This is a genomic window from Acidovorax sp. SRB_24, assembly GCF_012931925.1.
The window spans coordinates 13,048-34,916 of record NZ_MWOM01000034.1; the positions used below are offsets into that span (position 1 = coordinate 13,048).

Annotated in this window: 21 protein-coding genes; 9 read left to right on the forward strand and 12 right to left on the reverse strand. The window is 62.9% G+C overall.

What is annotated here, in order from left to right; translation table 11 throughout:
• The first annotated feature begins 60 nt into the window (after nt 1-60).
• The 3 genes from B2J89_RS12790 to B2J89_RS12800 are packed head-to-tail and all read left to right on the forward strand — an operon-like array spanning nt 61 to nt 4,647.
• On the forward strand, nt 61-3,147 hold the full coding sequence (locus tag B2J89_RS12790; RefSeq protein WP_169169474.1) for a type III restriction-modification system endonuclease: 3,087 nt from the start codon (nt 61-63) through the stop codon (nt 3,145-3,147).
• Nucleotides 3,148-3,188: 41 nt separating this feature from the next.
• A complete protein-coding gene (locus B2J89_RS12795) occupies nt 3,189-3,716 on the forward strand; it encodes a hypothetical protein (RefSeq protein ID WP_169169475.1) in 528 nt (175 codons plus the stop codon).
• Nucleotides 3,717-3,738: 22 nt separating this feature from the next.
• Nucleotides 3,739-4,647 (forward strand): Kiwa anti-phage protein KwaB-like domain-containing protein, encoded by a 909-nt coding sequence (locus tag B2J89_RS12800; protein WP_169169476.1) that lies wholly within the window; start codon nt 3,739-3,741, stop codon nt 4,645-4,647.
• A gap of 105 nt (nt 4,648-4,752) precedes the next feature.
• Here B2J89_RS12800 and B2J89_RS12805 read toward each other — a convergent pair whose 3' ends face one another.
• Genes B2J89_RS12805 through B2J89_RS12815 form a run of 3 tightly spaced genes read right to left on the reverse strand, consistent with a single transcriptional unit; the run spans nt 4,753 to nt 6,700 of the window.
• Nucleotides 4,753-5,076 (reverse strand): DNA-binding transcriptional regulator, encoded by a 324-nt coding sequence (locus tag B2J89_RS12805; RefSeq protein ID WP_169169477.1) that lies wholly within the window; start codon nt 5,074-5,076, stop codon nt 4,753-4,755.
• The gene (locus B2J89_RS12810) at nt 5,066-5,449 is read right to left on the reverse strand and encodes a type II toxin-antitoxin system RelE/ParE family toxin (RefSeq protein ID WP_169169478.1); all 384 of its coding nucleotides are present in this window, start codon (nt 5,447-5,449) and stop codon (nt 5,066-5,068) included. Before B2J89_RS12810 ends, B2J89_RS12805 begins: the two co-directional genes overlap by 11 nt.
• A 60-nt stretch (nt 5,450-5,509) precedes the next feature.
• Nucleotides 5,510-6,700 carry a site-specific integrase gene (locus B2J89_RS12815; RefSeq protein ID WP_169169479.1) on the reverse strand — a complete coding sequence of 397 codons (1,191 nt, stop codon included), beginning with the start codon at nt 6,698-6,700 and terminating at the stop codon, nt 5,510-5,512.
• Nucleotides 6,701-7,138: 438 nt separating this feature from the next.
• Between B2J89_RS12815 and B2J89_RS12820 the strand changes: the two genes are divergently transcribed.
• Complete coding sequence (locus B2J89_RS12820; RefSeq protein WP_169169480.1) at nt 7,139-7,522, forward strand: LysR substrate-binding domain-containing protein; 384 nt, start codon at nt 7,139-7,141, stop codon at nt 7,520-7,522.
• Between the two features lie 34 nt (nt 7,523-7,556).
• Here B2J89_RS12820 and pyk read toward each other — a convergent pair whose 3' ends face one another.
• The 3 genes from pyk to hyi all read right to left on the reverse strand — a co-directional run bounded on the left by pyk (nt 7,557) and on the right by hyi (nt 11,363).
• Nucleotides 7,557-8,975 (reverse strand): pyruvate kinase, encoded by a 1,419-nt coding sequence (gene pyk / locus B2J89_RS12825; protein WP_169169481.1) that lies wholly within the window; start codon nt 8,973-8,975, stop codon nt 7,557-7,559.
• A 3-nt stretch (nt 8,976-8,978) separates the two neighbouring features.
• A complete protein-coding gene (locus tag B2J89_RS12830) occupies nt 8,979-10,223 on the reverse strand; it encodes a glycerate kinase (protein WP_240965012.1) in 1,245 nt (414 codons plus the stop codon).
• Between the two features lie 360 nt (nt 10,224-10,583).
• Complete coding sequence (gene hyi / locus B2J89_RS12835; RefSeq protein WP_169169483.1) at nt 10,584-11,363, reverse strand: hydroxypyruvate isomerase; 780 nt, start codon at nt 11,361-11,363, stop codon at nt 10,584-10,586.
• Nucleotides 11,364-11,908: 545 nt separating this feature from the next.
• Here hyi and B2J89_RS12840 point away from each other — a divergent pair.
• Nucleotides 11,909-12,238: an I78 family peptidase inhibitor gene (locus B2J89_RS12840; protein WP_169169484.1), complete on the forward strand. Its 330-nt coding sequence runs from the start codon at nt 11,909-11,911 to the stop codon at nt 12,236-12,238.
• Nucleotides 12,239-12,337: 99 nt separating this feature from the next.
• On the opposite strand, the gene hemW is transcribed toward B2J89_RS12840, so the two are convergent.
• From hemW to B2J89_RS12865, 5 genes are all read right to left on the reverse strand, one after another.
• Nucleotides 12,338-13,579, reverse strand: a complete 1,242-nt coding sequence (hemW, locus tag B2J89_RS12845) for a radical SAM family heme chaperone HemW (RefSeq protein ID WP_169169485.1) — start codon at nt 13,577-13,579, stop codon at nt 12,338-12,340.
• Nucleotide 13,580: 1 nt separating this feature from the next.
• Nucleotides 13,581-14,180: an RdgB/HAM1 family non-canonical purine NTP pyrophosphatase gene (rdgB, locus tag B2J89_RS12850; RefSeq protein WP_169169486.1), complete on the reverse strand. Its 600-nt coding sequence runs from the start codon at nt 14,178-14,180 to the stop codon at nt 13,581-13,583.
• Between the two features lie 42 nt (nt 14,181-14,222).
• Nucleotides 14,223-14,954: a ribonuclease PH gene (rph, locus tag B2J89_RS12855; protein WP_169169487.1), complete on the reverse strand. Its 732-nt coding sequence runs from the start codon at nt 14,952-14,954 to the stop codon at nt 14,223-14,225.
• A gap of 146 nt (nt 14,955-15,100) precedes the next feature.
• Entirely contained in the window at nt 15,101-16,000 is a 900-nt protein-coding gene (locus tag B2J89_RS12860) for a PP2C family serine/threonine-protein phosphatase (RefSeq protein WP_169169488.1), read from the reverse strand.
• On the reverse strand, nt 15,997-17,013 hold the full coding sequence (locus B2J89_RS12865; RefSeq protein WP_169169489.1) for a serine/threonine-protein kinase: 1,017 nt from the start codon (nt 17,011-17,013) through the stop codon (nt 15,997-15,999). Before B2J89_RS12865 ends, B2J89_RS12860 begins: the two co-directional genes overlap by 4 nt.
• A 74-nt stretch (nt 17,014-17,087) precedes the next feature.
• On the opposite strand from B2J89_RS12865, the gene B2J89_RS12870 reads away from it, so the two are divergent.
• The 4 genes from B2J89_RS12870 to B2J89_RS12885 all read left to right on the forward strand — a co-directional run bounded on the left by B2J89_RS12870 (nt 17,088) and on the right by B2J89_RS12885 (nt 21,238).
• The gene (locus tag B2J89_RS12870; protein ID WP_169169490.1) at nt 17,088-18,005 is read left to right on the forward strand and encodes a YicC/YloC family endoribonuclease; all 918 of its coding nucleotides are present in this window, start codon (nt 17,088-17,090) and stop codon (nt 18,003-18,005) included.
• 36 nt (nt 18,006-18,041) lie between these two features.
• Nucleotides 18,042-18,662, forward strand: coding sequence for a guanylate kinase (gene gmk, locus B2J89_RS12875; protein WP_169169491.1), 621 nt, complete (start codon nt 18,042-18,044; stop codon nt 18,660-18,662).
• Nucleotides 18,663-18,678: 16 nt separating this feature from the next.
• Nucleotides 18,679-18,882: a DNA-directed RNA polymerase subunit omega gene (rpoZ, locus tag B2J89_RS12880; RefSeq protein ID WP_169169492.1), complete on the forward strand. Its 204-nt coding sequence runs from the start codon at nt 18,679-18,681 to the stop codon at nt 18,880-18,882.
• A gap of 94 nt (nt 18,883-18,976) precedes the next feature.
• Nucleotides 18,977-21,238, forward strand: a complete 2,262-nt coding sequence (locus tag B2J89_RS12885; protein WP_169169493.1) for a bifunctional (p)ppGpp synthetase/guanosine-3',5'-bis(diphosphate) 3'-pyrophosphohydrolase — start codon at nt 18,977-18,979, stop codon at nt 21,236-21,238.
• Between the two features lie 7 nt (nt 21,239-21,245).
• On the opposite strand, the gene greB is transcribed toward B2J89_RS12885, so the two are convergent.
• Nucleotides 21,246-21,803, reverse strand: a complete 558-nt coding sequence (gene greB / locus B2J89_RS12890; protein ID WP_169169494.1) for a transcription elongation factor GreB — start codon at nt 21,801-21,803, stop codon at nt 21,246-21,248.
• Nucleotides 21,804-21,869 lie beyond the last annotated feature (66 nt).

The following is a 21,869-nucleotide window of genomic DNA, read 5'->3' on the forward strand; positions in this document are numbered from 1 at the left end:
GACAAGAAGAATTTGAATCTGGCATGCATTGCGCCCAATGACCAGAACAAGGTATGAAGCATGAAACTGCACTTTGAATCTGACCTGCCCTACCAAGCCGCTGCCATCGAGGCGGTGTGCGACCTGTTCCGTGGGCAAGAAGTCTGCCGCTCGGTGTTCACCGTCACCGCGCAAGCCTTGGCCGATTCTGGCCAGCAGAGCTTTGAGGGCAAGCAATTCACGGCCGAAGGCGGCATAGGCAACGCGTTGCAGTTGATCGTGGACGAAGAGCTGAGCGAGAACTTGCAAAAGGTGCAGTTGCGCAATGGCCTGCAGCCCTCTGACCCGTTGAGTCCTAAGCAAGCGTTGGACTTCACCGTGGAAATGGAAACAGGCACAGGCAAGACCTATGTGTACCTGCGCACGGTGTTTGAACTGAACCAGCGTTATGGCTTCACCAAGTTCGTGGTGGTGGTGCCTTCCGTGGCCATCAAGGAAGGTGTCAACAAAACGCTGGAGATCACCCGCGAGCACTTCGAGGGTCTGTACCCAGGTGCCAAGGGCTACGAGTTTTTCCAGTACGACTCGGAGAAGCTGGGCCAGGTGCGCAACTTCGCAACCAGCCCGAACATTCAGGTGATGGTCATCACCGTGGGAGCGATCAACAAATTCGGCGACGAAGCCGCAGCGGCGGCCGAAGAGTCTGACGAAGCAAAGCGGCGTGAGAAGTCGAAGAACAAGATGTACCGGGCCAGCGAGAAGACTGGTGGTGAACGCCCCATCGACTTGATTCGCAACACCAGCCCGATCCTGATCGTGGATGAACCCCAAAGTGTGGACGGCGGCATAGACGGTAAAGGCAAGAAGGCCTTGGCCCACATGAACCCGCTGTGTGCGTTGCGCTACTCCGCCACACACGTGGACAAGCACAACATGGTCTACCAATTGGATGCCGTAGACGCCTACGAGCAAAAGCTGGTCAAGCAGATCGAAGTGGCTGCAGCCACTGTGCAGGGCGGCAACAACAAGCCCTACGTGAAGCTGCTGGCGGTGAGCAATAAGAAGGGGCTCATCACGGCCAGCATCGAGCTAGACAAAGAGAACGCTGCGGGTGCTGTGCGCCGGGAAACCATCACTGTGCAGGATGGCTTCGATCTTGAGCAAGAAACCAAGCGCCCGCTCTACGCCAACATCCGCATCGGTGAAATCCGCACTGCCAAGGGTGAGCAGTTCATCGAGCTGAAGGTGCCTGGCAGCGAGGTCTATTTGCGCGTTGGGGATGCATGGGGCGATGTGGATGCCAGCGCCGTGCACCGTGAAATGATCCGCCGCACGATCAAGGAACACCTCGACAAAGAAAAGCGCCTTCGCCCGCTGGGTGTGAAGGTGCTGAGCCTGTTCTTCATTGACGAGGTGGCGAAGTACCGCCAGTACGATGACCAAGGCAACGCGGTGAAGGCCGAATACGCCTTGATGTTTGAAGAGGAATACAAGCGGTGGGCCAGACACCCCGACTACCAAAGCCTGTTCAACGAGATTGACCTGACCTCAGCCGTAGAAGAGGTGCACAACGGCTACTTCTCCATCGACAAGAAGAAGGTGGGCGGCAAGACGGTGGAAATGGTGAAGGACACCAGCGGCAGCACTGCGGCCGATGACGACACCTACAGCCTCATCATGCGCGACAAGGAAAAGCTGCTGAGCTTCGAGTCGCCGCTGAAATTCATCTTCTCGCACTCTGCCTTGAAGGAAGGATGGGACAACCCCAACGTCTTCCAGATTTGCAACTTCTCCACCCGCGAGACGGAGCGCTGGCGCAGGCAGACGATTGGCCGAGGCCTTCGGCTGTGTGTAAACCAACAAGGCGAGCGCCTGCGTGGCTTCGAGATCAACACCTTGACGGTGATTGCCACGGAGAGCTACGAGCAGTTCGCGGAAAAGCTGCAAAAGGACTACGAGGATGCCGGGATCGACTTCGGCGTCGTCAAGCCGCATGCCTTCTCTGCGATCTCTGTGGAGCAAGAAAACGGGGAGCTTGCCGCACTGGGCTTTGAGGCATCAAAGGCTTTGTGGGCGCACCTGAAGGCACAGGGCTACATCACGGACAAGGGCAAGGTACAAGACGCGCTGAAGACCGCATTGAAGGACAGCACGCTGTTGCTACCCGCTGACTTTGAAGCCCAGCGCGCCCAAATCGCAGGGGTGCTGAAAAAGCTCTCCGGCAAGCTGGAAGTGAAGAACGCCGACGAGCGCAAACAGATTGCGGTGCGCAAGTCGGTGCTGGTCAGCGCAGAGTTCCGGGCCTTGTGGGATCGCATCAAGCACAAGACCACGTACCGCGTGCACTTTGACAATGAGAAGTTGATCGAGAAATGCATCGACGCCCTGAACGACATGCCGCAAATCGCCAAGACCCGGCTGCAATGGCGCAAGGCCGGCATTGCGATTGGGAAGTCTGGCGTGGATGCCACCGAGAAGGCTGGTGCGGACACGGTCACGCTGAACGAAAACGACATCGAACTACCGGACTTGCTCACAGAATTGCAAGACCGCACCCAGCTCACGCGCAAAACGATTGCGCGCATCCTGACCGAGAGCACGCGCCTGAACGAATTCAAACGCAACCCACAGCAGTTCATTGAGCTGACGGCCGAATCCATCAACCGCTGCAAGCGCCTCGCCCTGGTGGATGGCATCAAGTACCAGCGGCTGGGCGACGAGGCCTATTGGGCGCAGGAGCTGTTCGAGGACCCCAAGAACGTGCTGATGGGCTACCTGAACGAGCACAACGCGCGGATGAATGCAGAAAAGTCTGTCTACGAGCACGTCGCCATCGACTCAGCCGTGGAATGGGAATTTGCCGACCAGCTGGAGAAGAACAACGCAGTCAAGGTCTACGCCAAGCTCCCAAGCTGGTTCAAGGTGCCGACGCCCTTGGGGAGCTACAACCCTGACTGGGCCGTGCTGGTGGAACGGGATGGATCCGAACGCATGTACTTCGTGGTGGAAACCAAGAGCAGCCTGTTCGACGAAGACCTGCGCGACCGTGAAGGCGGCAAGATCAAATGCGGCACAGCGCACTTTAATGCGCTTGTCGTCGGCGAAAACCCTGCCATCTATGACAGGTTCAAAGATGTAGACGGTTTGCTAACGTATGAGAAGCACTGACCATACGCAAGGCCAAGAGGGGAAAATCATGAGACATCAATATGGATTTCATTAGATTGGTGTTGGTGCTCGCTTGTATGGCACCACTATTCATTCTCATGGCCATTCGTGGCGTAGGACTTGTGCCGTGGGAATTTTATTTCCCTGCATTCATTGGGCTGGCCTTAATACCAAATCTCATCCTGATGGGCAGAATTATTATTGCCGTCAAAAATAATGATCGTAAAAGAATTCGCGTGATGAATTCGACGGACAACAGAGAGCAGCTAATCACGTATGTTTTTGCGATGCTCCTCCCGCTTTTTCAGTCATCTGTTTCTACAGAGCAAGAACTGTATGCAACATTATGTGCGCTACTTTTTGTCGTCTACATATTCGGGCATATGGAGCTGTACTACATGAACTTCTTCTTTGCACTGGCTGGCTACCGCATCCTGTCCATTCGACCAGATTCCGCCTCAGGAAATTTATCAGTTTCACATGTTCTAATCACAAAAAGAAGCACAATTCCAGTCGCCCAAGACATAAATCCGATTCGGATAACTGACTTTTTGCTCTTCGATAAATAGTAGTCATCTATCCGAGATAAATATGAATTTCAACACGGGAAATATTACGCTCGTCACGCTCTACGGATACTTTGAGGACAATCATTCTCAAAATCCACGGCACATTCAAATCCCCGTTGATCCTCAAGTTCAAGGTGAATTGAAAGGAATGCTAACCGATACCGTCACGCGTCTTGGACTCCCTGCAATCGAACCAAATATGCAGTCGTTCGATCCCGCTGAGAAATACGGATCCGAAGAGCAACTAAAAATCTCATTGGCAACCCCTTATCTTCAGGGCCTTGCCTCAGTTGTCGCGCTCAGGAATTTGCCTAGTGATGCAAATGCGCTGACTCAAGTTTCTGAATTAGATTACTACTACGCGATCTTTACTGATGACCAAAATCGACATTTATATGCCTTTCGGAGAGCAAGTCAATTCAAAGGGGTAACCAGGTCCAAGTTGGCTTTTATCAATGGTGGAATGCTGACGTTATTAACAAGTCAAGTATTTAGGTTGGACATTGATTTTGATTATATCGTTACAAATCAAGACGTCTACATCCTGCGTCCGAGTGGTTTTGAGTACACGACAAATGTTGGGGAGCAAATATTGCAGGCTTCGGCTGCCAACGCTCAAAGCATCGCCGTGTCAGTCAATTATTTAGACGTAACCAGTATTTCCGCTTACGCCAGTACGCACAAAAAATCAGCCCGACTGCTTGCTGCTATTAAGGGCAGAGACGACCTAGATCAAATTGATCGAGATTTGCTTGTGCAAGCATGTCAAAGCTACGGAATCTCGGTTCTAAACCCTACTAATGGTCAACTGACTCCAGACACAGGGCATGAATACGACTTCCTCTGCATCTTGGATCGTCGTGCCTATACCGCCATTCTGATACCGAATCAACCTGAAAAGTATGAAGCGGCAAGTCGAGTCCAAAAGTAATCAAAGTAAACGAGACACATCCATCGCACCTCAATACTTTCGAATCTTCGGGATGGCGCTGATATAACGGCGTTGGCCTATCTCTACTAACCGCCGTAATTGCCCTCAGGCAAAAGCCTCAAGCCCCTTACGCTTGAGCAACCCCAGGACACGACGAGCAGGCCCACCGGGGCGCTTGTCGCCAGCCTCCCATTGCGCCACCGATGACGTGGTGGTGTTCACAAACGCCGCGAGCACTCCTTGACTGATCTGCAGCTGGGAGCGCAGCTTGACAATGTCCTTCGCCTCAAACACTTCGTCGTCCAAGCACAGCGCATCGTATTCACGCAAGGATTTCAGATCCATGAAGCCCGCTTTGTGCAGATCCGTGGCGGTGTCGTGCAGCGCGGCCAGCAGCGGGCTGGCAGCCTTTTTTGCTTTAGCAGTCATTGCAAATCTCCAATAAGTTCTTACCAGTCACAAGGGCATCGAGGTCAGCTTCGGAGTAGCCGAACAGGTCAGCTGCCATCTTTTGCAGGGCGGCTCTTTCGCGGTCCGTGATGTTGGCGCGGTCATTCTTCTCAAAGCCGTACACAAAAAACCAGTGCGACTTCTTGCGGTGCGCAACAATGGTGCGAGAACTTCCGCTCTTGCCCTGCCCAGGCAAAGCGACTCGTTTCTTCACCACACCTCCGCCCAGATCGGCGTCGATCAACCCTTGCTCCATCTCTTTGACGGCATCACACAGGGCGGTGTCCGTCAAGCCAGCCTTTGAAGCAAACTTGGCAAAGTGCTTGGTTTTGAAAACGCGCTTCTTGCTCATGCCAAACTATACCACTAAGTGATACAGTTTGCATCCTTCTTGGGCGTGGCGGCCACCCCGTTACAAGATAAAAGCTGCCCACGCCTCCATCATCGCGCGCCGCTTCTCCAGCATGTCCCCGCGCCGGTAAGCTGCCTCCACCTTGTTGCCCACAATGTGCGCCAGCGCCATTTCGGCCATTTCCTGCGGGAAGTCGGTCGCTTCAGCCGCCCAGTCCCGAAACGACGAGCGAAAGCCGTGCACCGTGATGTCGCCACGCTGCATGCGCCGCAGCACGGCGGTGAGTGTCATGTCGGAAAGGGGCTTGTGGTCACGCACGCTCGGAAACACGGTTTCGGTGTCCGCCAGCTTCACCGCTTTCAGTTGCTCAAGCAGCTCGACTGCTGCATTTGACAGTGGTACGCGGTGCTCCCGCCCGGCTTTCATGCGCTCGCCAGGGACGGTCCACAGCCGTTGCTCAAAATCCACCTCGTACCATTCCATGCCACGCACTTCGCCCGAACGGGCCGCAGTAAGTATGGTGAACTGCAACGCGAGCGCACCAATGCCGTTTTGCTTGCGCAACTCGGCCATGAATGGCTTCATGTCGCGCCACGGCAGTGCAGCGAAATGCTTGGCCTTGGAAACTTTGGAGCGCGCGGGCAGCAGAGCTTCGAGGTGGCCTTTCCAGCGGGCCGGGTTGTCTCCAGTGCGGTATCGGTGCACGGTAGCCCAATCGAGGATGGCTTCCACGCGGCCCCGCAGGCGCGAGGCTGTTTCTGCCTTGGTGTGCCATACGGGGTCGAGCACACGCATGATATGTGCGGTTTCAATCAGGGCGACATCCATCTTACCGATGATGGGACCTGCATAGGCTTGAAGGGTACTGGTCCACTGCTCGGCGTGTTTGGCGCTCTTCCAGCCCGAGCGGTGTGATTCGATGTACCGCTTGGCACAACTCTCGAACGTGACCGTTTTGGCTTGCTCGGCCCGCACAACGGCGGCCGCTTGTTGCTTGACCTGCATGGGGTCGATGCCCTGGCGCACCTCGCGACGCCACGTTGCTGCTTTGTCGCGTGCTTCGGCAAGCGAGACATCAGGGTATGGCCCCAGGCCCGTCCAGCGCTCGCGGCCATTGAATGCGTAGCGCAGAATCCAGGACTTGGAGCCCCCTTCGGTGACCTTGAGCCACAGGCCTGCGCCGTCGCCATGCATTCCTGATTCCTTGAGCTTGGTGGCTTGTAGCTGAGTGAGTTTGTTGGCTTTGACCATGGGCAGAGTTCGACGGAGACGAGACCCGAATTTTGGTCTCGTTATACGGAAAAGTATACGGAAAAAACGCGAGATTGAGAGATATAGTCGGAAACGATGTGAGACGACGAAGTCGCATAACCAATTGTTTTTATTGGTATTTTTCTGGATTAATGAGATTTCACGATGTGATGTGAAACGTCAGTTCGGCTGCCACAGTCTCCGCCAAACCGTCCTAAGATGTTGATTTAAAAGAGATTTTTCTCTTAGACCAGACGAGCTCGATGTTGCATCCGATCAACGTCCAACTTTTGCTCAATTGATGTCCAAGAGCGCGTCTGCTCTCGATGGGCATGCGGACTCCCATGCCAACGCCCTAATCGTGCTCCCCGCGGGTGTCGGTGCCGACCGGAACAAGCTCGTGCCTTCGAAGCAGCCAAAGCAGGCCTTTGGTGCTCGATGCAGAACCTGGCGCAGCACATGTGCGTGCTGCGCCGCCCCGCCGGCGTTCACCGTGACAGTTTTACGCTGTGGCGCAACGATCAGCACATGGATGAACAGCCAGCGCATGACATTCAAGTGCACGCCGCCATCACCATCAACCAGACTGCCAGCATCCTGCAAATGGTTCTGGACGGTGCAGGCATTGCCACGTTCACCATGGATTCGGCACGCCCATTCTTGAACCAAGGTGCACTCGAACACGTTCTGCCAGGTTGGATTACAGGACGCTATTGCGTATTGGCAGCGCTGCCGAGCCGCAAACACTTGCCTGAGCGGGCCAAGGCATTTCTTGACTTTGTATTTGCAGCACACAAAGCGCAACTCATCGATCGCTGCTGAGAGGAGACCGTGAACCCTCGCCCAAGCCGCCGGCCTACACCGTGGCGATGCGCAGCAGGTTGGTGGCGCCCGGCGTGCCAAAGGGCATGCCGGCAATGGTGACGATGAACTGTCCGGGCCCGGCAAAGCGCTCGCGCTGTGCTGTTTGGCGTGCCACCTCGGTCATTTCCTCGGCGCTGGAGACGTCCTGGGTGTGCACCGAGTGCACGCCCCACACCAGTGCCAGGCGGCGCGCGGTGGCGAGGTTCGGCGTCAGGCTCAGCACGGGCGACTCGGGCCGCTCGCGCGCCGCGCGCAGGCTGGTCTGGCCCGAGCCCGTGTAGCAGACGATGGTAGAGGCGTGCAGCAGCGACACCACGCGGCGCATGGCGCAGCACACGGCCTCGGCCACGTCGCCCCCGGCGCGGGCCGACGTGTGCGAGGCCTCGATCAGCTGGCGGTACAGCGGGTCGCCCTCGACCTCTTCGATGATGCGGTTCATCATCTTCACCGCCTCGATCGGGTGCTTGCCCGAGGCCGACTCGGCCGACAGCATCACGGCATCGGCACCGTCGTAGATGGCGGTGGCGACGTCGGACGCCTCGGCCCGCGTGGGCACCGGGCTGTCGATCATCGATTCGAGCATCTGCGTGGCCACGATCACGGGCTTGCCCAGGCGGCGGCAGCTGCGCACGATGCGCTTCTGGATGGCGGGCACGCGCTCGGCGGGCATCTCGACGCCCAGGTCGCCGCGCGCCACCATGATGGCGTCGGACAGTTCCACGATGGCGTCCAGCTGCTCGATGGCCGACGGCTTCTCGAGCTTGGAGACGATGGCCGCGCGGTCGCCGATCAGGGCGCGCGCTTCGGACACGTCTTCGGGGCGCTGCACGAACGACAGCGCAATCCAGTCCGCCCCCAGCTCCAGCGCCAGGTCCAGGTCACGCCGGTCCTTGGCCGTGAGGGCCGTGATGGGCAGCACGACGCCGGGCACGTTGACGCCTTTGCGCTCGGACAGGCGCCCGCCGACGGCCACGCGGGTGTCGGCAAAGTCGGCGCCGCAGCGCTCGACGACCAGGCGCAGCTTGCCGTCGTCGAGCAGCAGGTCGGCGCCCGGCAGCAAAGCGGCAAAGATTTCCGGGTGGGGCAGGCTTGCGCGCTCTGCCGTGCCCGGCGTGGCGTCGAGGTCGAGGCGAAACGCCGCGCCTTCGGCCAGCTGCACCGGGCCGTTGGCGAACGTGCCCACGCGCAGCTTGGGGCCTTGCAGGTCGGCCAGGATGCCGATCGGGCGGCCGGTTTCCTCTTCGAGCGCGCGCAGCACGGCAAAGCGGGCGCGGTGGTCGTCGGCGCTGCCGTGGCTGAAGTTGAGGCGAAACACATCGACACCGGCCAGAAAAAGCTGGCGCACGGTGTCCGGGTCGGAGCTGGCAGGGCCCAGCGTGGCGACGATCTTGGCATTTCGGGTTCTGCGCATGGTCTATGTCCGATCGATGACGATGGCGCGGAAGTCGTTCACGTTGGTGAGGGTGGGACCGGTGACGACCGCATCGCCCAGCGCCTCGAAAAATCCGTGGCCATCGTTGTTGGCCAGCGCATCGCGCGGCTTGATGCCGAGGGCCCAGGCACGCGCCAGCGTGTCGGGCGCAAGGCACGCACCAGCGATTTCTTCCTGGCCGTCGACGCCATCGGTGTCGGCGGCCAGGGCGTGGATGCGGGGGTGGCCCTGCAGCGCCACGCCCAGGGCCAGCAGAAACTCCACGTTGCGTCCGCCGCGGCCTTCGCCGCGCACCGTCACGGTGGTCTCTCCGCCCGACAGCAGCACGCACGGCGCCGGCACCGGCTGGCCGCGCTCGGCGACCTGGCGCGCAATGCCGGCGTGCACGGCGCCCACGTCGCTGGCCTCGCCCTCCAGGGCGTCGCCCAGGATGAAGGCCGGGTAGCCGGCCTCGCGCGCCACCTGCGCCGCCGCTTCGAGCGCCTGCTGGGGCGTGGCGACGATGCGCGTCTCGCAGCGCGCCAGGCGCGCGTCGCCGGGCTTGATCGACTCGCCCTCTCCGCTTTCGAGCAGCGCACGCACCGCTGGGGGCACGTCGATGCCGTAGCGGCGCACGATGGCCAGCGCGTCGGCGCAGGTCGTGGGGTCGGGCACCGTCGGGCCCGAGGCAATGTCCATCGGGTTGTCGCCCGGCACGTCGGAGATCAGCAGCGTCAGCACGCGCGCCGGGTGGCACGCCGCGGCCAGCCGCCCGCCCTTGATGGCCGAGAGGTGGCGGCGCACGCAGTTCATCTCGCTGATGGTGGCGCCCGACTTGAGCAGCGCGCGGTTGAGCGCCTGCTTGTCTTGCAGCGTGAGGCCGGGCGCGGCCAGCGGCAGCAGCGAGGAGCCACCGCCCGAGATCAGGCACAGCACCAGGTCGTCCTCGCGCAGGCCGCTGACCAGGGCCAGCAGGCGCTGCGCGGCCTTTTCGCCGGCCGCGTCGGGCACGGGGTGGGCGGCCTCGGCGATCTCGATGCGCTCGCACGGCACGCCGTAGCCATAGCGCGTCACGACCAGGCCCGACAGCGGGCCCGGCCATGCGTCTTCGACCGCGCGCGCCATCGCGGCCGACGCCTTGCCGGCCCCGATCACGATCAGGCGCCCGGCCCCCAGGCTTTGCGGCGTGGGCAGGTGCGGCGGCACGCAGTGCGCGGGTTGCGCCGACGCCACGGCGGCGTCGAACATGCGCCGCAGCAGCTGCGACTGGGCACTGGCAGGGGGGTGGACTGGCACGGCGTTCGGAGGAGTGTCTGGCATGGGCATGGCTCGCTGGTCGCGGGTGGGAGGTTGCTGAGCTTATTCGACCTTCTGGCCGATTTCGCAGTGGGACATTGTCTTCAGCGCGCGCACCCTTGCCCGAGGGGTCCCAGGTCTGCCCGCCGCGCGCCACGCAGGAAGGGGACAGTTGCTGCGCCGAGTTCGCGCGCACGGGCCAGGGCCGGGGCAGTTCCTCTGAGCCGCGGGATGCGAAGCCCAGATCGAAGCTGCGCGGGACCATGCAAGCGCCTGGCGCAGGGCGAAGGCGTGCGCCGCGCCGCGCGGCCCTCAGGCCGCCAGCTGCTGGCGCCAGCCCAGGCCCGCTTCGGTGGTGGTGGCGGGCCGGTACTCGCAGCCGATCGCGCCGGTGTAGCCAATACGGTCGATCAGCGCGAACAGGAACGGGTAGTTGATCTCGCCCGTGCCCGGCTCGTGGCGGCCGGGGTTGTCGGCCAGCTGGATGTGGCCGATGCGCGCCAGGTTCTTCTGCAGCGTGCCCGCCAGCTCGCCCTCCATGCGCTGCGCGTGGTAGAGGTCGTACTGCACGAACAGGTTGTCGGCGCCGACTTCGTCGATCAGCGCCAGCGCCTGCTGCGTGCGGTTGAGGACAAAACCGGGGATGTCGAAGGTGTTGATCGGCTCGATCAGCAGGCGCAGGCCCGCTGCCTTCAGCTCGGCGGCGGCAAAGCGCAGGTTCTCGACCAGCGTCTGGTGCACGGCGTGCGCGTCCACGCCGGCGGGCGCCTTGCCGGCCAGGCAGTTGAGCTGCGGCACGCCCAGCACATTGGCGTATTCGATGCCCCGGGCCACGCCGGAGCGGAAGTCCTGCACGCGGTCGGGGTGGCAGGCGATGCCGCGCTCGCCCCCCTCCCAGTCGCCGGCAGGCAGGTTGTGCAGCACCGGCATGAGGCGGTGGGCGTCCAGCCGCGCCCTGAGAGCGGCGGCCGGGAAGGCGTAAGGAAACTGGAACTCTACGGCCTGGAAGCCCGCCCGCGCGGCGGCGGCGAAGCGCTCCAGAAAAGGCACTTCGTTGAACAACATGGTCAGGTTGGCGGCAAATTGCGGCATGTCTCTTTCCTTCGGCTTGGGCGTTCGGTCCAGCATACCCACGGCAACGGGTATGTCGGCCCTGCGGGCCGCCCCGTCTCGCACCCGACCACGTGGCGATTCCGGTGCGACGCCCAGGGCGATGCGGGTGACGGGTTCGCGCAGGACTTCCATGACCCCGGGAGCGCGGAGCCCGTGCATCCAGGCACGGGCCTGGGCGCTGGCCGGGGCGACCCGTTCCAAGCGGGCCACCCGCAGGGGCCCTGCAGGCAGGCTGGTGCCCGACCGGGCCCGCGGGCGGCCACGTCGCGGCAGCTCGGGGGAGCACGATCGGCCTGTAACCCGAGTGTAATAAGCGCAAGCAGCTATTTTTTCCATAGCACCCTGCGCAAGCCATGCGCCGGCGTGCGCGGCCCGCCCCGCGCGCCCGGCGCTTCCCGGAACGGCCGCCGCGGCAGCCCCGGGGCGCGCGTGCCAGGCGCCAGCGCAGCGCCCGCTTGCCACGCGGTATGGTGTCGGGCCCGGCGCCCTGCGCTGCCTTTTTGCACTTTACAAGGAAACCCGACATGCGCCCTTCCAACACCCTGTCCCTGCTGTCCGCCGCCCTCTGCGCAGCCCTGCTGGCCGGCTGCGCCGGTCTGCCCAGCCCCCAGCCGGCGGCGCCCCAGTGGCAGACGCCGGGCCCGCGCGGCGGCACCTGCGACGCCGCGCCAGCGCAGAAAGTCCTGGGCAGACAGAGCACGGCGTCGGTGACCGAGCAGGCACGCGTTGCCTCGGGCGCGGCCATGGCGCGCGTGCTGCAGCCCAACCAGCCGGTGACGCGGGAGTTCAACCCCGAGCGGCTGAACCTGGTGGTGGACGGCAGCGGCCGCATCACGGCCGCGCGCTGCGGCTGAGGGCGCGCCAAATTCACTACCGTATTGATAGCTTCCAGCGATTATTCCATCAGCGTTTGAGGCCTGTTTGGCTTGAAAATCGGGCCCACCGCGCCGCGCTCAGTCGGCCAGGAACAGCGCCTGCAGGTCGCTCAGGAAATCGAAGCCGCGCTCGGTCGGGCGCACATGCACCATGTCGCGCTCGATCAGCCCCTTGCGCTCGGCCTCGTCGAGCGCAAGGGCAATGGCGGTCACCGGCAGGCCGGTGCGCTCGACAAAGTCCTGCAGCGCAAAGCCGCCGCGCAGGCGCAGCGCGTTGAGCATGTACTCGAACGGCAGGTCGGCGCGGCGCACGTCGTCGTCCTGCGCCACGGCGTGGCCGGCGAGCGCGTTGTCCATGTAGCGCACCGGGTCGCGAAAGCGCGTCTGGCGCACCACGCGGTGCGCAAAGCTCAGCTTGCTGTGCGCCCCCGCGCCAATGCCCAGGTAATCGCCGAACTGCCAGTAGTTGGTGTTGTGGAAGCACGCGTGCCCGGGCTGCGCATAGGCCGATATTTCATAGCGCTCCATGCCCGCCTGGCCCGTCAGCTCGGTGATGCGGTCGAGCATGGCGTAGGCGTCGTCGTCTGCCGGAATGGCTGGCGGAAACTTGGCGAAATAGGTGTTGGGCTCGATCGTCAGGTGGTAGATCGAGATGTGCGGCGGCGCCAGGGCCAGCGCCTGGTGCAGGTCGGCGTCGAGCTCGGCCATGGTCTGGCCGGGCAGCGCGTACATGATGTCGAGGTTGAAAGTATCGAAGGCCTGCGCGGCCTCTTCGACCGCGGCCAGCGCCTGCGCGCGGTCGTGCACACGGCCCAGCGCCTGCAGGTGCCTGTCGTTGAAGCTCTGCACGCCGACCGACAGCCGCGTCACGCCGGCCGCACGGAACGCGCGAAAGCGGTCCTTCTCGAAGGTGCCGGGGTTGGCTTCGAGCGTGATTTCGCAGTCGGCCGCCAGCGGCAGGCGTGCGCGGATGTCGCCCAGCAGCCGGTCGATGGCCTGGGGCGAGAACAGGCTGGGCGTGCCGCCGCCGATGAAAACGCTGTGCACCGGCCGGCCCCAGACCAGCGGCAGCGCGGCCTCCAGGTCGGCCACCAGGGCGTCGAGGTAGCGCTGCTCGGGAATGCCGGCCGCGCCGCCTGCGCCCTGCCATTCGTGCGAGTTGAAGTCGCAGTACGGGCATTTCTTCAGGCACCAGGGTAGATGCACGTACAGCGACAGCGGCGGCAGGCTGGCAAGCTGCAGCAGGCCGGGGCGCATGTAGTGCTGGACGTCGCGCAGCGGCGCCGGCGCATCGCCGGCCGGAGTGATGGGAATGGCCATGCTAGATCCAACGCTCGCGCAGCAGCGCCAGCATCTGCTGGGACGCGCGGCCGCGGTGGCTGTGGGCGTTCTTGACCTCGACCGGCAGCTCGGCAAAGGTTTTGCCGAATTCGGGCAGGAACATCACCGGATCAAAGCCAAAGCCGTTGCCGCCGCGCCGCTCGCGCGTGATTTCGCCGACCACACGGCCGACGGCAATCAAGGGCTCGGGGTCCTGCGGGCTGCGCACCGCCACCAGGGTGCTGACCATGGCGGCGCGGCGGTGGTCCTGGCCCTGCAGTTGTTCGAGCAGCGCGCGCACGTTGTTGTCGTCGCTTTTCTCGTAGCCGAACTGGGTGCAGTAGTAGGCCGTGTCCACGCCCGGCAGGCCGCCGAAGGCCTCGACGCACAGGCCGGCGTCGTCGGCCAGCGCCGGCAGGCCCGTGTGGGCGGCGGCAAAGCGCGCCTTGGCCAGGGCGTTTTCGACGAAGGTGCGGTGCGGCTCCTCGGCCTCGCCGACGCCCAGGTCGGCCTGTCGGACCAGCTCCACGCCCAGCGGCGCCAGCATGGCCTGCAGTTCGGCGAGCTTGCCGCGGTTGTTCGATGCCAAAACAATTTTCATGGTCAAAAGTGCCTGTAACGCTTACCAGATCTACGCTGATAGCTATTCATTCGATAGTGATTGCTGCTGCAGCTGCACCAGCTCGGCGATGCCCTTGTCGGCCAGCGCGAGCAGCTGGTCCATCTGCGCGCGCGTGAAGGCGGCGCCCTCGGCCGTGCCCTGCACTTCCACGAAGTGTCCCGCGCCGGTCATGACCACGTTCATGTCGGTGTCGCAACCAGCGTCTTCGGCATAGTCGAGGTCGAGCACCGGCTGGCCCTGCACCAGGCCCACCGAGATGGCGGCCACGGGCCCGCGGATCGGCGAGGCCGCCAGCGCGCCGCTGGCCAGCAGCGTGGCCACGGCGTCGCTGGCCGCGACCCAGGCGCCGGTGATGGCCGCGGTGCGCGTGCCGCCGTCGGCCTGGATCACGTCGCAGTCGAGCACGAGCGTGCGCTCGCCGAGCAGCGACAGGTCGAACACCGCGCGCAGGCTGCGCCCGATGAGGCGCTGGATCTCCTGCGTGCGCCCGCTTTGCTTGCCCTTGGCCGCCTCGCGGTCGCTGCGCTGGTGCGTGGCGCGCGGCAGCATGCCGTATTCGGCCGTGACCCAGCCGCGGCCCGTGCCGCGCTGGTGCGGCGGCACTTTCTCTTGCACCGAGGCGGTGCACAGCACGCGCGTGGCGCCGAACTCGATCAGCACCGCGCCTTCGGCGTGTTGCGTGTAGTGGCGGGTGATGCGCACCGGGCGCAACTGGTCTGCGGCGCGGTTGCCGCTGCGGATGGGGGTGGTCATGGAAAAAGTGCGGGTCCGTTCAGGTCGAAGTGGCCATGCAGCTGGCGGCCAGTGTGCGGGCGTGCAGCGGCAAGGAGGAAAGAAAACGGCTGTCGCTGCGTGCGCCTTCGGCGCGTGGCAGCGGGCCGGGGCATGCGGTGCTCGCGCTACGCCTTGCGCGCAGCCGAGCGGCGAATGGCTTCGTTGATCTCCGCGATCGAGCGCTCGATGGCCTCGTCGTCCAGGTCGTCCACCAGCCCATCGAGCGGGCCGGCCTGGATCGTCGAGGCGAACACGTCGCCACCGATGCTGTCGGTCGACACCCCTTGCGTGGACTCGAACGCATCGGGCGTCTCCCATTCCAGCGCCACCACGGTGACGTTGTCGCTGCCCCGGCCAGCCTTGCGCAGCGCCTCTTCCACCAGCTCGGGCACGGACTGCGACACCGGCAGGCGCGCCATCTGCTGCGCGATCTCGCCGTCGCTGAGCGTGCCCCAGAGCCCGTCCGAGCACAGCATCAGGCGGTCGCCCTGCTCCAGGGGCACGGGGCCGGCCAGGTCGTAGATCGGCTTGGTGGGCGAGCCCAGGCAGGTGAACAGGACGTTGCGGTTGATGCGCTCGAGCCCCGGCGGGACGCTGCGCAGCTCGCTGTACGAATGGTCGCGCGTGCGCGTGAGCAGCTCGCCCGCGCGCACCATGTACAGGCGCGAGTCGCCACAGTGCACCCAGGTGGCGCTGCCGCCCTGCAGCACCGCCGCCACCAGCGTGGTGCGGGGCGAGTCGAGCATGCCTTTGTCACTGGCGTAGCGCAGGATCTGGTGGTGCGCCGCCAGCAGGGCCGACGACAGGAACTCCTGCACATCCCGGAGCACGGGCTTGGCCTGGCGCTGGAACAGGGCCGAGACGGTCTGCAGCGCAATCTGCGCCGCCACTTCGCCCTCGGGGTGGCCGCCCATGCCGTCGGCCAGCACAAACAGGCTGGCCTCGCGCGTGTAGCAGTAGCCCATGCGGTCTTCGTTTTGCTCGCGACCACCGCAGCGGCTGATCTGAAAGACGGAGAACTTCATTTGGATTTGGCGGCCAGGCCGGCGACAGCGCCGACCTTGTGCACGTTCTTGCGCGTGTCGGACACCAGGGTGTCGAGTTGCAGGCGCATCTTTTCTGCCACCGTGAGCTTGGTGTAGCGGCGCTCTCCTTCGCGCGCGAGTTCCTTCTGCAGCGCAAACACCGACTGCGGGCGCGACATGGGATCGAGCGCCATGCACCACTCAACCACTTCGATGAGGTTGTCCGAATACACGCCGCGCAGCTTGGCCAGCGCCAGCGAGAGCCGGTCCTTGTCGTGGCGCTGCGGCGCCTCGTTGGGCGGAAAACCCTGCATGCAGGCGTAGATGCAGGCACCGATCGCGTAGATATCGGTCCACGGTCCCATCGACGAGTCCCGCCGGTACATCTCGGGCGCGGCAAACCCGGGCGTGTACATCGGACGGATGAAGTTGCCCTCTTTGGAGAGCACTTCGCGTGCGGCGCCAAAGTCGATCATCACGGCCTTGTCGCTGTCGGTGATGAAGATGTTGGCGGGCTTGATGTCCAGGTGCAGCATCTTGTGCTGGTGCACGATGCGCAGTCCGCGCAGCACCTCGTCGAACAGCGAGCGGATGGTGGACTCGCGGAACACCTTGGGCGTCTTGAGGTCGCGCGCGGTGATGATGAAGTCCTGCAGGGTCGCGCCCTCCAGGTAGTTCATCACCATGTAGACGGTCTCGTTCTCGCGGAAGAAGTTGAGCACGCTCACCACCGAGGCATGCGAGATCTGCGCCAGCGCGCGGCCTTCTTCAAAAAAACTCTTGAGTCCGAGCCGGTAGAGCGAGAGCTTTTCGGGCGGTACGCAGGGCAGCAACTCGCCCGCAGCGCGCGCCGCCAGCGACGACGGCAGGTATTCCTTGATGGCGACCTGCTGGCCTTCGCCATCTTCGGCCAGGTACACCACGCCAAAGCCACCGGAGGACAACCGGCGGATCACTCGGTAACCGCCAATGGCGGTATCGGGCGGCAACGGCGCCGGTTTGATTTTGGACATATTTCGCAGGGAGAATTCGAGCGTGAACCAGAACCCGGATAATCGCCGGATTGCAAGCAACCATCAAAAGTCCAATGCCAGTTTACAGCATGACCGGATACGCCAGCGCCCAGCATGGCGCATCCAGCGGGGGCGAAGCGGCCGACGCGCGCAGCCCCTCGGCACGCCGGCTCGGGCTGGAAATCCGCTCCGTCAACAGCCGTTTTCTCGACCTGTCGTTTCGCCTCCCCGACGAGCTGCGCGCCATGGAACCCGTGCTGCGCAGCCTGGTCACGCGCAAGATCAAGCGCGGCAAGGTGGAAGTGCGCGCCGCCATCGACAGCAACGATGCCGGCGGACTGCCCGAGCTCGCTCCGCGCCTGCTGCAGCGCCTGGGGACTCTGCAGGACGGCGTCCAGTCGTGGCTGCCCCAGGCCGCTGCCCTGACGGTGGCCGACGTCCTTCGCCTGTGCGCCAACAACCAGACCACGCACGAAGACTGGAGCGAAGCCGTTCCTGCGCTTGCCGAGAAGGCCATCAAGGCCCTGCTGGCCGCGCGCAAGCAAGAAGGTGAGCGCCTGGCGACCATGCTGCACGAGCGCGTGGGCCAGCTTCGCACCCTGACCCTGCAGGCCGTGCCGCTCGTACCCCGGCTGGTCGAACAACAGCGCCAGCGCTTCATGGAACGCTGGAAGGAAGCCATGGGCCTGGCAGAAGGCAGCGCGACGCCCGAAGCCGCGCAAGACCGCGCGCTGTCCGAGGCCACCGCATTTGCCATCCGCATCGACGTGGCGGAAGAAGTCACGCGGCTGCAGTCGCACCTCGACGAGATCGAGCGCCTGCTCGATCAAGGCGGCGAGATCGGCAAGCGCCTGGACTTCCTCATCCAGGAGCTGCACCGCGAGGCCAACACTCTGGGCTCCAAGTCGGCGGCACTGGACCTCACGCGCATCAGCGTGGACATGAAGGTGCTGATCGAGCAAATGCGCGAGCAGGTGCAGAACATCGAATAAAACCCCTCATTTCATAGCGCACTGCACATATCCCTTATGGACTACCCTGGAAATCTATACGTAGTCGCAGCACCCAGCGGTGCTGGCAAGTCCAGCCTTGTCAAGGCCCTGCTGGAGCTCGACTCCCACATCTACCTGTCCGTCTCGCACACGACGCGCGCACCGCGCGGACAGGAAAAGCACGGCCGCGACTACTTCTTTGTCTCGGAATCGGAGTTCGACGCCATGGTGGCGTCCAACGCCTTCGTCGAGTGGGCCCATGTCCATGGTCAACGCTACGGCACGTCCAAGAAGACCATCGAAGAGCGTATTGCACAGGGCAGCGACGTGATCCTGGAAATCGACTTCCAGGGGGCACTGCAGATCAGGCAGACCTTTGCCAACGCGGTGCTGATCTTCATCCTGCCGCCGAGCTGGGAGGAACTGCGCTCGCGCCTGGAGCGCCGCGGCGAAGACTCGGCCGAGGTGATCGAGGTGCGGCTCAAGAATGCCGCCACCGAGATGGCCCAGGCCCACCAATTCGACTTCGTTATAATCAATGAGTTGTTTGAGCGCGCGCTTTTCGATCTGAAAGCCATTGCACACGCCCAGCGGCTCAAATACGCGGCCCAGCGCCGTGCACGTGCCGCGACCTTCGAGTCGCTCAACATCCCTTGAATTCCCCGGAGTACCCATGGCCCGCATTACCGTCGAAGACTGCCTGGAGCAGATCCCCAACCGCTTTCAACTGGTGCTGGCGGCTACCTACCGCGCGCGCATGCTCAGCCAGGGTCACGCCCCCCGCATCGAAAGCCGCAACAAGCCCGCCGTGACCGCCTTGCGCGAGATCGCGGCCGGCAAGGTCGGCATCGAGATGCTCAAGAAGGTTCCCGGCTGATCCGCAGCTGCACAGCCGCATGGAAAAAGCACCGCCCAGCGGTGCTTTTTTTATGCCGCACGCCCTCCCATTGCAGGCGCGCTACATTTAAGGCATGACTGCGGTGCTGAACGCTTCCTCTTCTTCCACTGACCCTCCCCTGCTTCCAAGCTCCGCCACGGCGGCGGCCAATGCTGCGGCGGCAAGCTTTGCTGCACTCATGGAGAGACTGGACTACCTGGACGCCGCCAGCGTGGAGCTGGTACGCCAGGCCTACCGGTACGCCGACACGGCGCACCTGGGGCAACTGCGCAACAGCGGCGAACCCTACATCACTCACCCGATCGCGGTGGCGGCGCAATGTGCGAACTGGAAGCTCGATGCCCAGGCCCTGATGGCAGCGCTGCTGCACGACGCCATGGAAGACTGTGGTGTCACCAAAGCGGACCTGATCGACCGCTTCGGCGCGCCCGTGGCCGAACTGGTCGACGGTCTCACCAAACTCGACAAGCTGCAGTTCGATACGCGCGAAGAAAACCAGGCCGAGTCGTTTCGCAAAATGCTGCTGGCCATGGCGCGCGACGTGCGGGTCATTCTCATCAAGCTGGCTGACCGCACACACAACATGCGCACGCTGTCGGACATGCCGCGCAGCAAATGGGGGCGCATTTCGTCTGAAACCCTCGAGATCTACGCCCCGATTGCCCACCGGCTCGGACTCAACCAGACCTACCGCGAACTGCAGGACCTGGCATTCAGGCATCTGCACCCCTGGCGCTACACGACCTTGAGCAAGGCCGTCAGCAAGTCGCGCAACCGCCGCCGCGACCTGGTGCAAAAGGTGCAGGCCGACGTGGATGCGGTGTTTGCGCGCATGGGCATGGCTGCGCGGCTCGCCGGGCGCGAAAAAACGCTCTACGCCATCTACCAGAAGATGGTCCTGAAACACCTGAGCTTTGCCCAGGTCACCGACCTTTATGGCTTTCGTGTCATCGTCCCCACGGTGACCGACTGCTATACCGCGCTCGGCGTGCTGCACCAGATGTACAAGCCTGTGCCGGGCAAGTTCAAGGACCATATCGCCATTGCCAAGCTCAATGGCTACCAGTCTCTGCACACCACGCTGGTCGGCCCTTCGGGCGTGAATATCGAGTTCCAGATGCGCACCGAAGAAATGCACGTCATTGCCGAAGCCGGCGTTGCCGCACACTGGCTCTACAAAGCCCAGGACACGGAGGACAAGGCGGCAGAGCGCCTGGGCACCAAATGGCTCCAGTCGCTGCTCGACATCCAGAACGAAACACGCGATGCCGCAGAGTTCTGGGACCATGTCAAAGTTGACCTGTTTCCCGATGCGGTCTATGTGTTCACGCCCAAGAGCCAGATCATGGCCCTGCCGCGTGGCGCTACGGTCGTCGACTTTGCCTACGCCATCCACAGCAACATCGGCAACCGCACGGCCGCCGCCAAAATCAACAACGAGCAGGTGCCGTTGCGCACCGAGCTCAAGAATGGCGATGTGGTGGAAATCATCACCACGCCCCACGCTTCTCCAAACCCTGCTTGGCTCGGCTTTGTGCGCACCGGACGCGCACGGTCCAAAATCCGCAACTACCTCAAAACACTGGCCCACAGCGAATCCGAAGGCTTGGGTGAGAAGCTGCTGGCGCAGGCCTTGCGCGCCGAAGGGCTGCAGCAGTTGCCCCCGGTGGTCGAAGAGACGCAGGCAATCTGGGACAAACTGCTGCGCTTCACCGGCAGCCGCTCGCGCAGCGAACTCATGACCGACCTCGGGCTGGGCAAACGCATCGCCAGCATCGTGGCCAAGCGCCTCATGGTGCTGATGGCCGAGCACGGCCACAGGCCTGACGCGCTGCTGCTGACGCGCGAACGCTACAGTTCGCACGAAACCGTTTCCCAGGGCGGCGTCACGCTGGACGGCAGCGAAAATGCCTCTGTCCAATATGCCCCGTGCTGCAGGCCCATTCCAGGCGATGCCATCGTGGGCTATCTGGGGCGCGGCGAAGGCCTGGTGGTGCATGCAGCGCAATGCCCGCTCGCCAAAAAACTGCAGAACAAAGACAGCGAACGTTTCATCGCCGTGGACTGGGCAGACGAGCCCACGCGCATGTTTGAAACGGGTGTCATCGTCACGGTGCGAAACGGCAAGGGCGTACTGGCGCGGATCGCTGCGGAACTGGCCCATTCCGAGGCCGACATCACCCATGTCGACATGGACGATGAAGTTGCCCTGGATACGGTAGACCTGCGGTTTGTCGTCGCGGTGCGCGACCACATGCACCTGGATGCCGCCCTGCGCAACCTGCGCCGCGTCCCAGCGGTCTTGCGTGCCACGCGCACACTGCCGCCTGAGTGAAGGACACTTAGGCGCGTGGACCAGGTGGGTAGCGCACCTTCAGGATCGTCAGCAGCCGCGTCCCTGTCGGCGTCGCCAGGGCAACCTCATCGCCCTCTCGGGCTTTGATCAATGCGCGCGCCACGGGAGACACCCAACTCACCTCGGCCTGGGTCGTATCCGCCTCGTCGATGCCTATGATGGTGATGGTTCTCTGGACATCCAGATCATCCACGTACGTGACGGACGCGCCAAAAAAAACCTGGTCGCTGCCTGCATGCACCGATGGATCAACGATTTCTGCAATCTCTAAGCGCTTGGTCAAAAAGCGGATACGACGGTCTATTTCTCGCAGGCGTTTCTTGCCATAGAGATAGTCTCCGTTTTCAGACCGGTCGCCATTGCTGGCGGCCCAGTGAACGATGTCGACCACTTGAGGTCGCTCGTTGTCAATGAGGGTCAGCAATTCCGCGTGCAAGCGGGCATAACCCTGGGGAGTGATGTAGTTTTTTCCACCGACAGGCACAGAAGGCGGCGCGATGTCTTCATCTTCCGTGTTCGTTTCTTTGGTGAACGCTTTGCTCATAGCCCATCATCCAACGAATACGCAATTATGCAAATGAAAAAGCCCTGCAATCCTAAGATTGCAGGG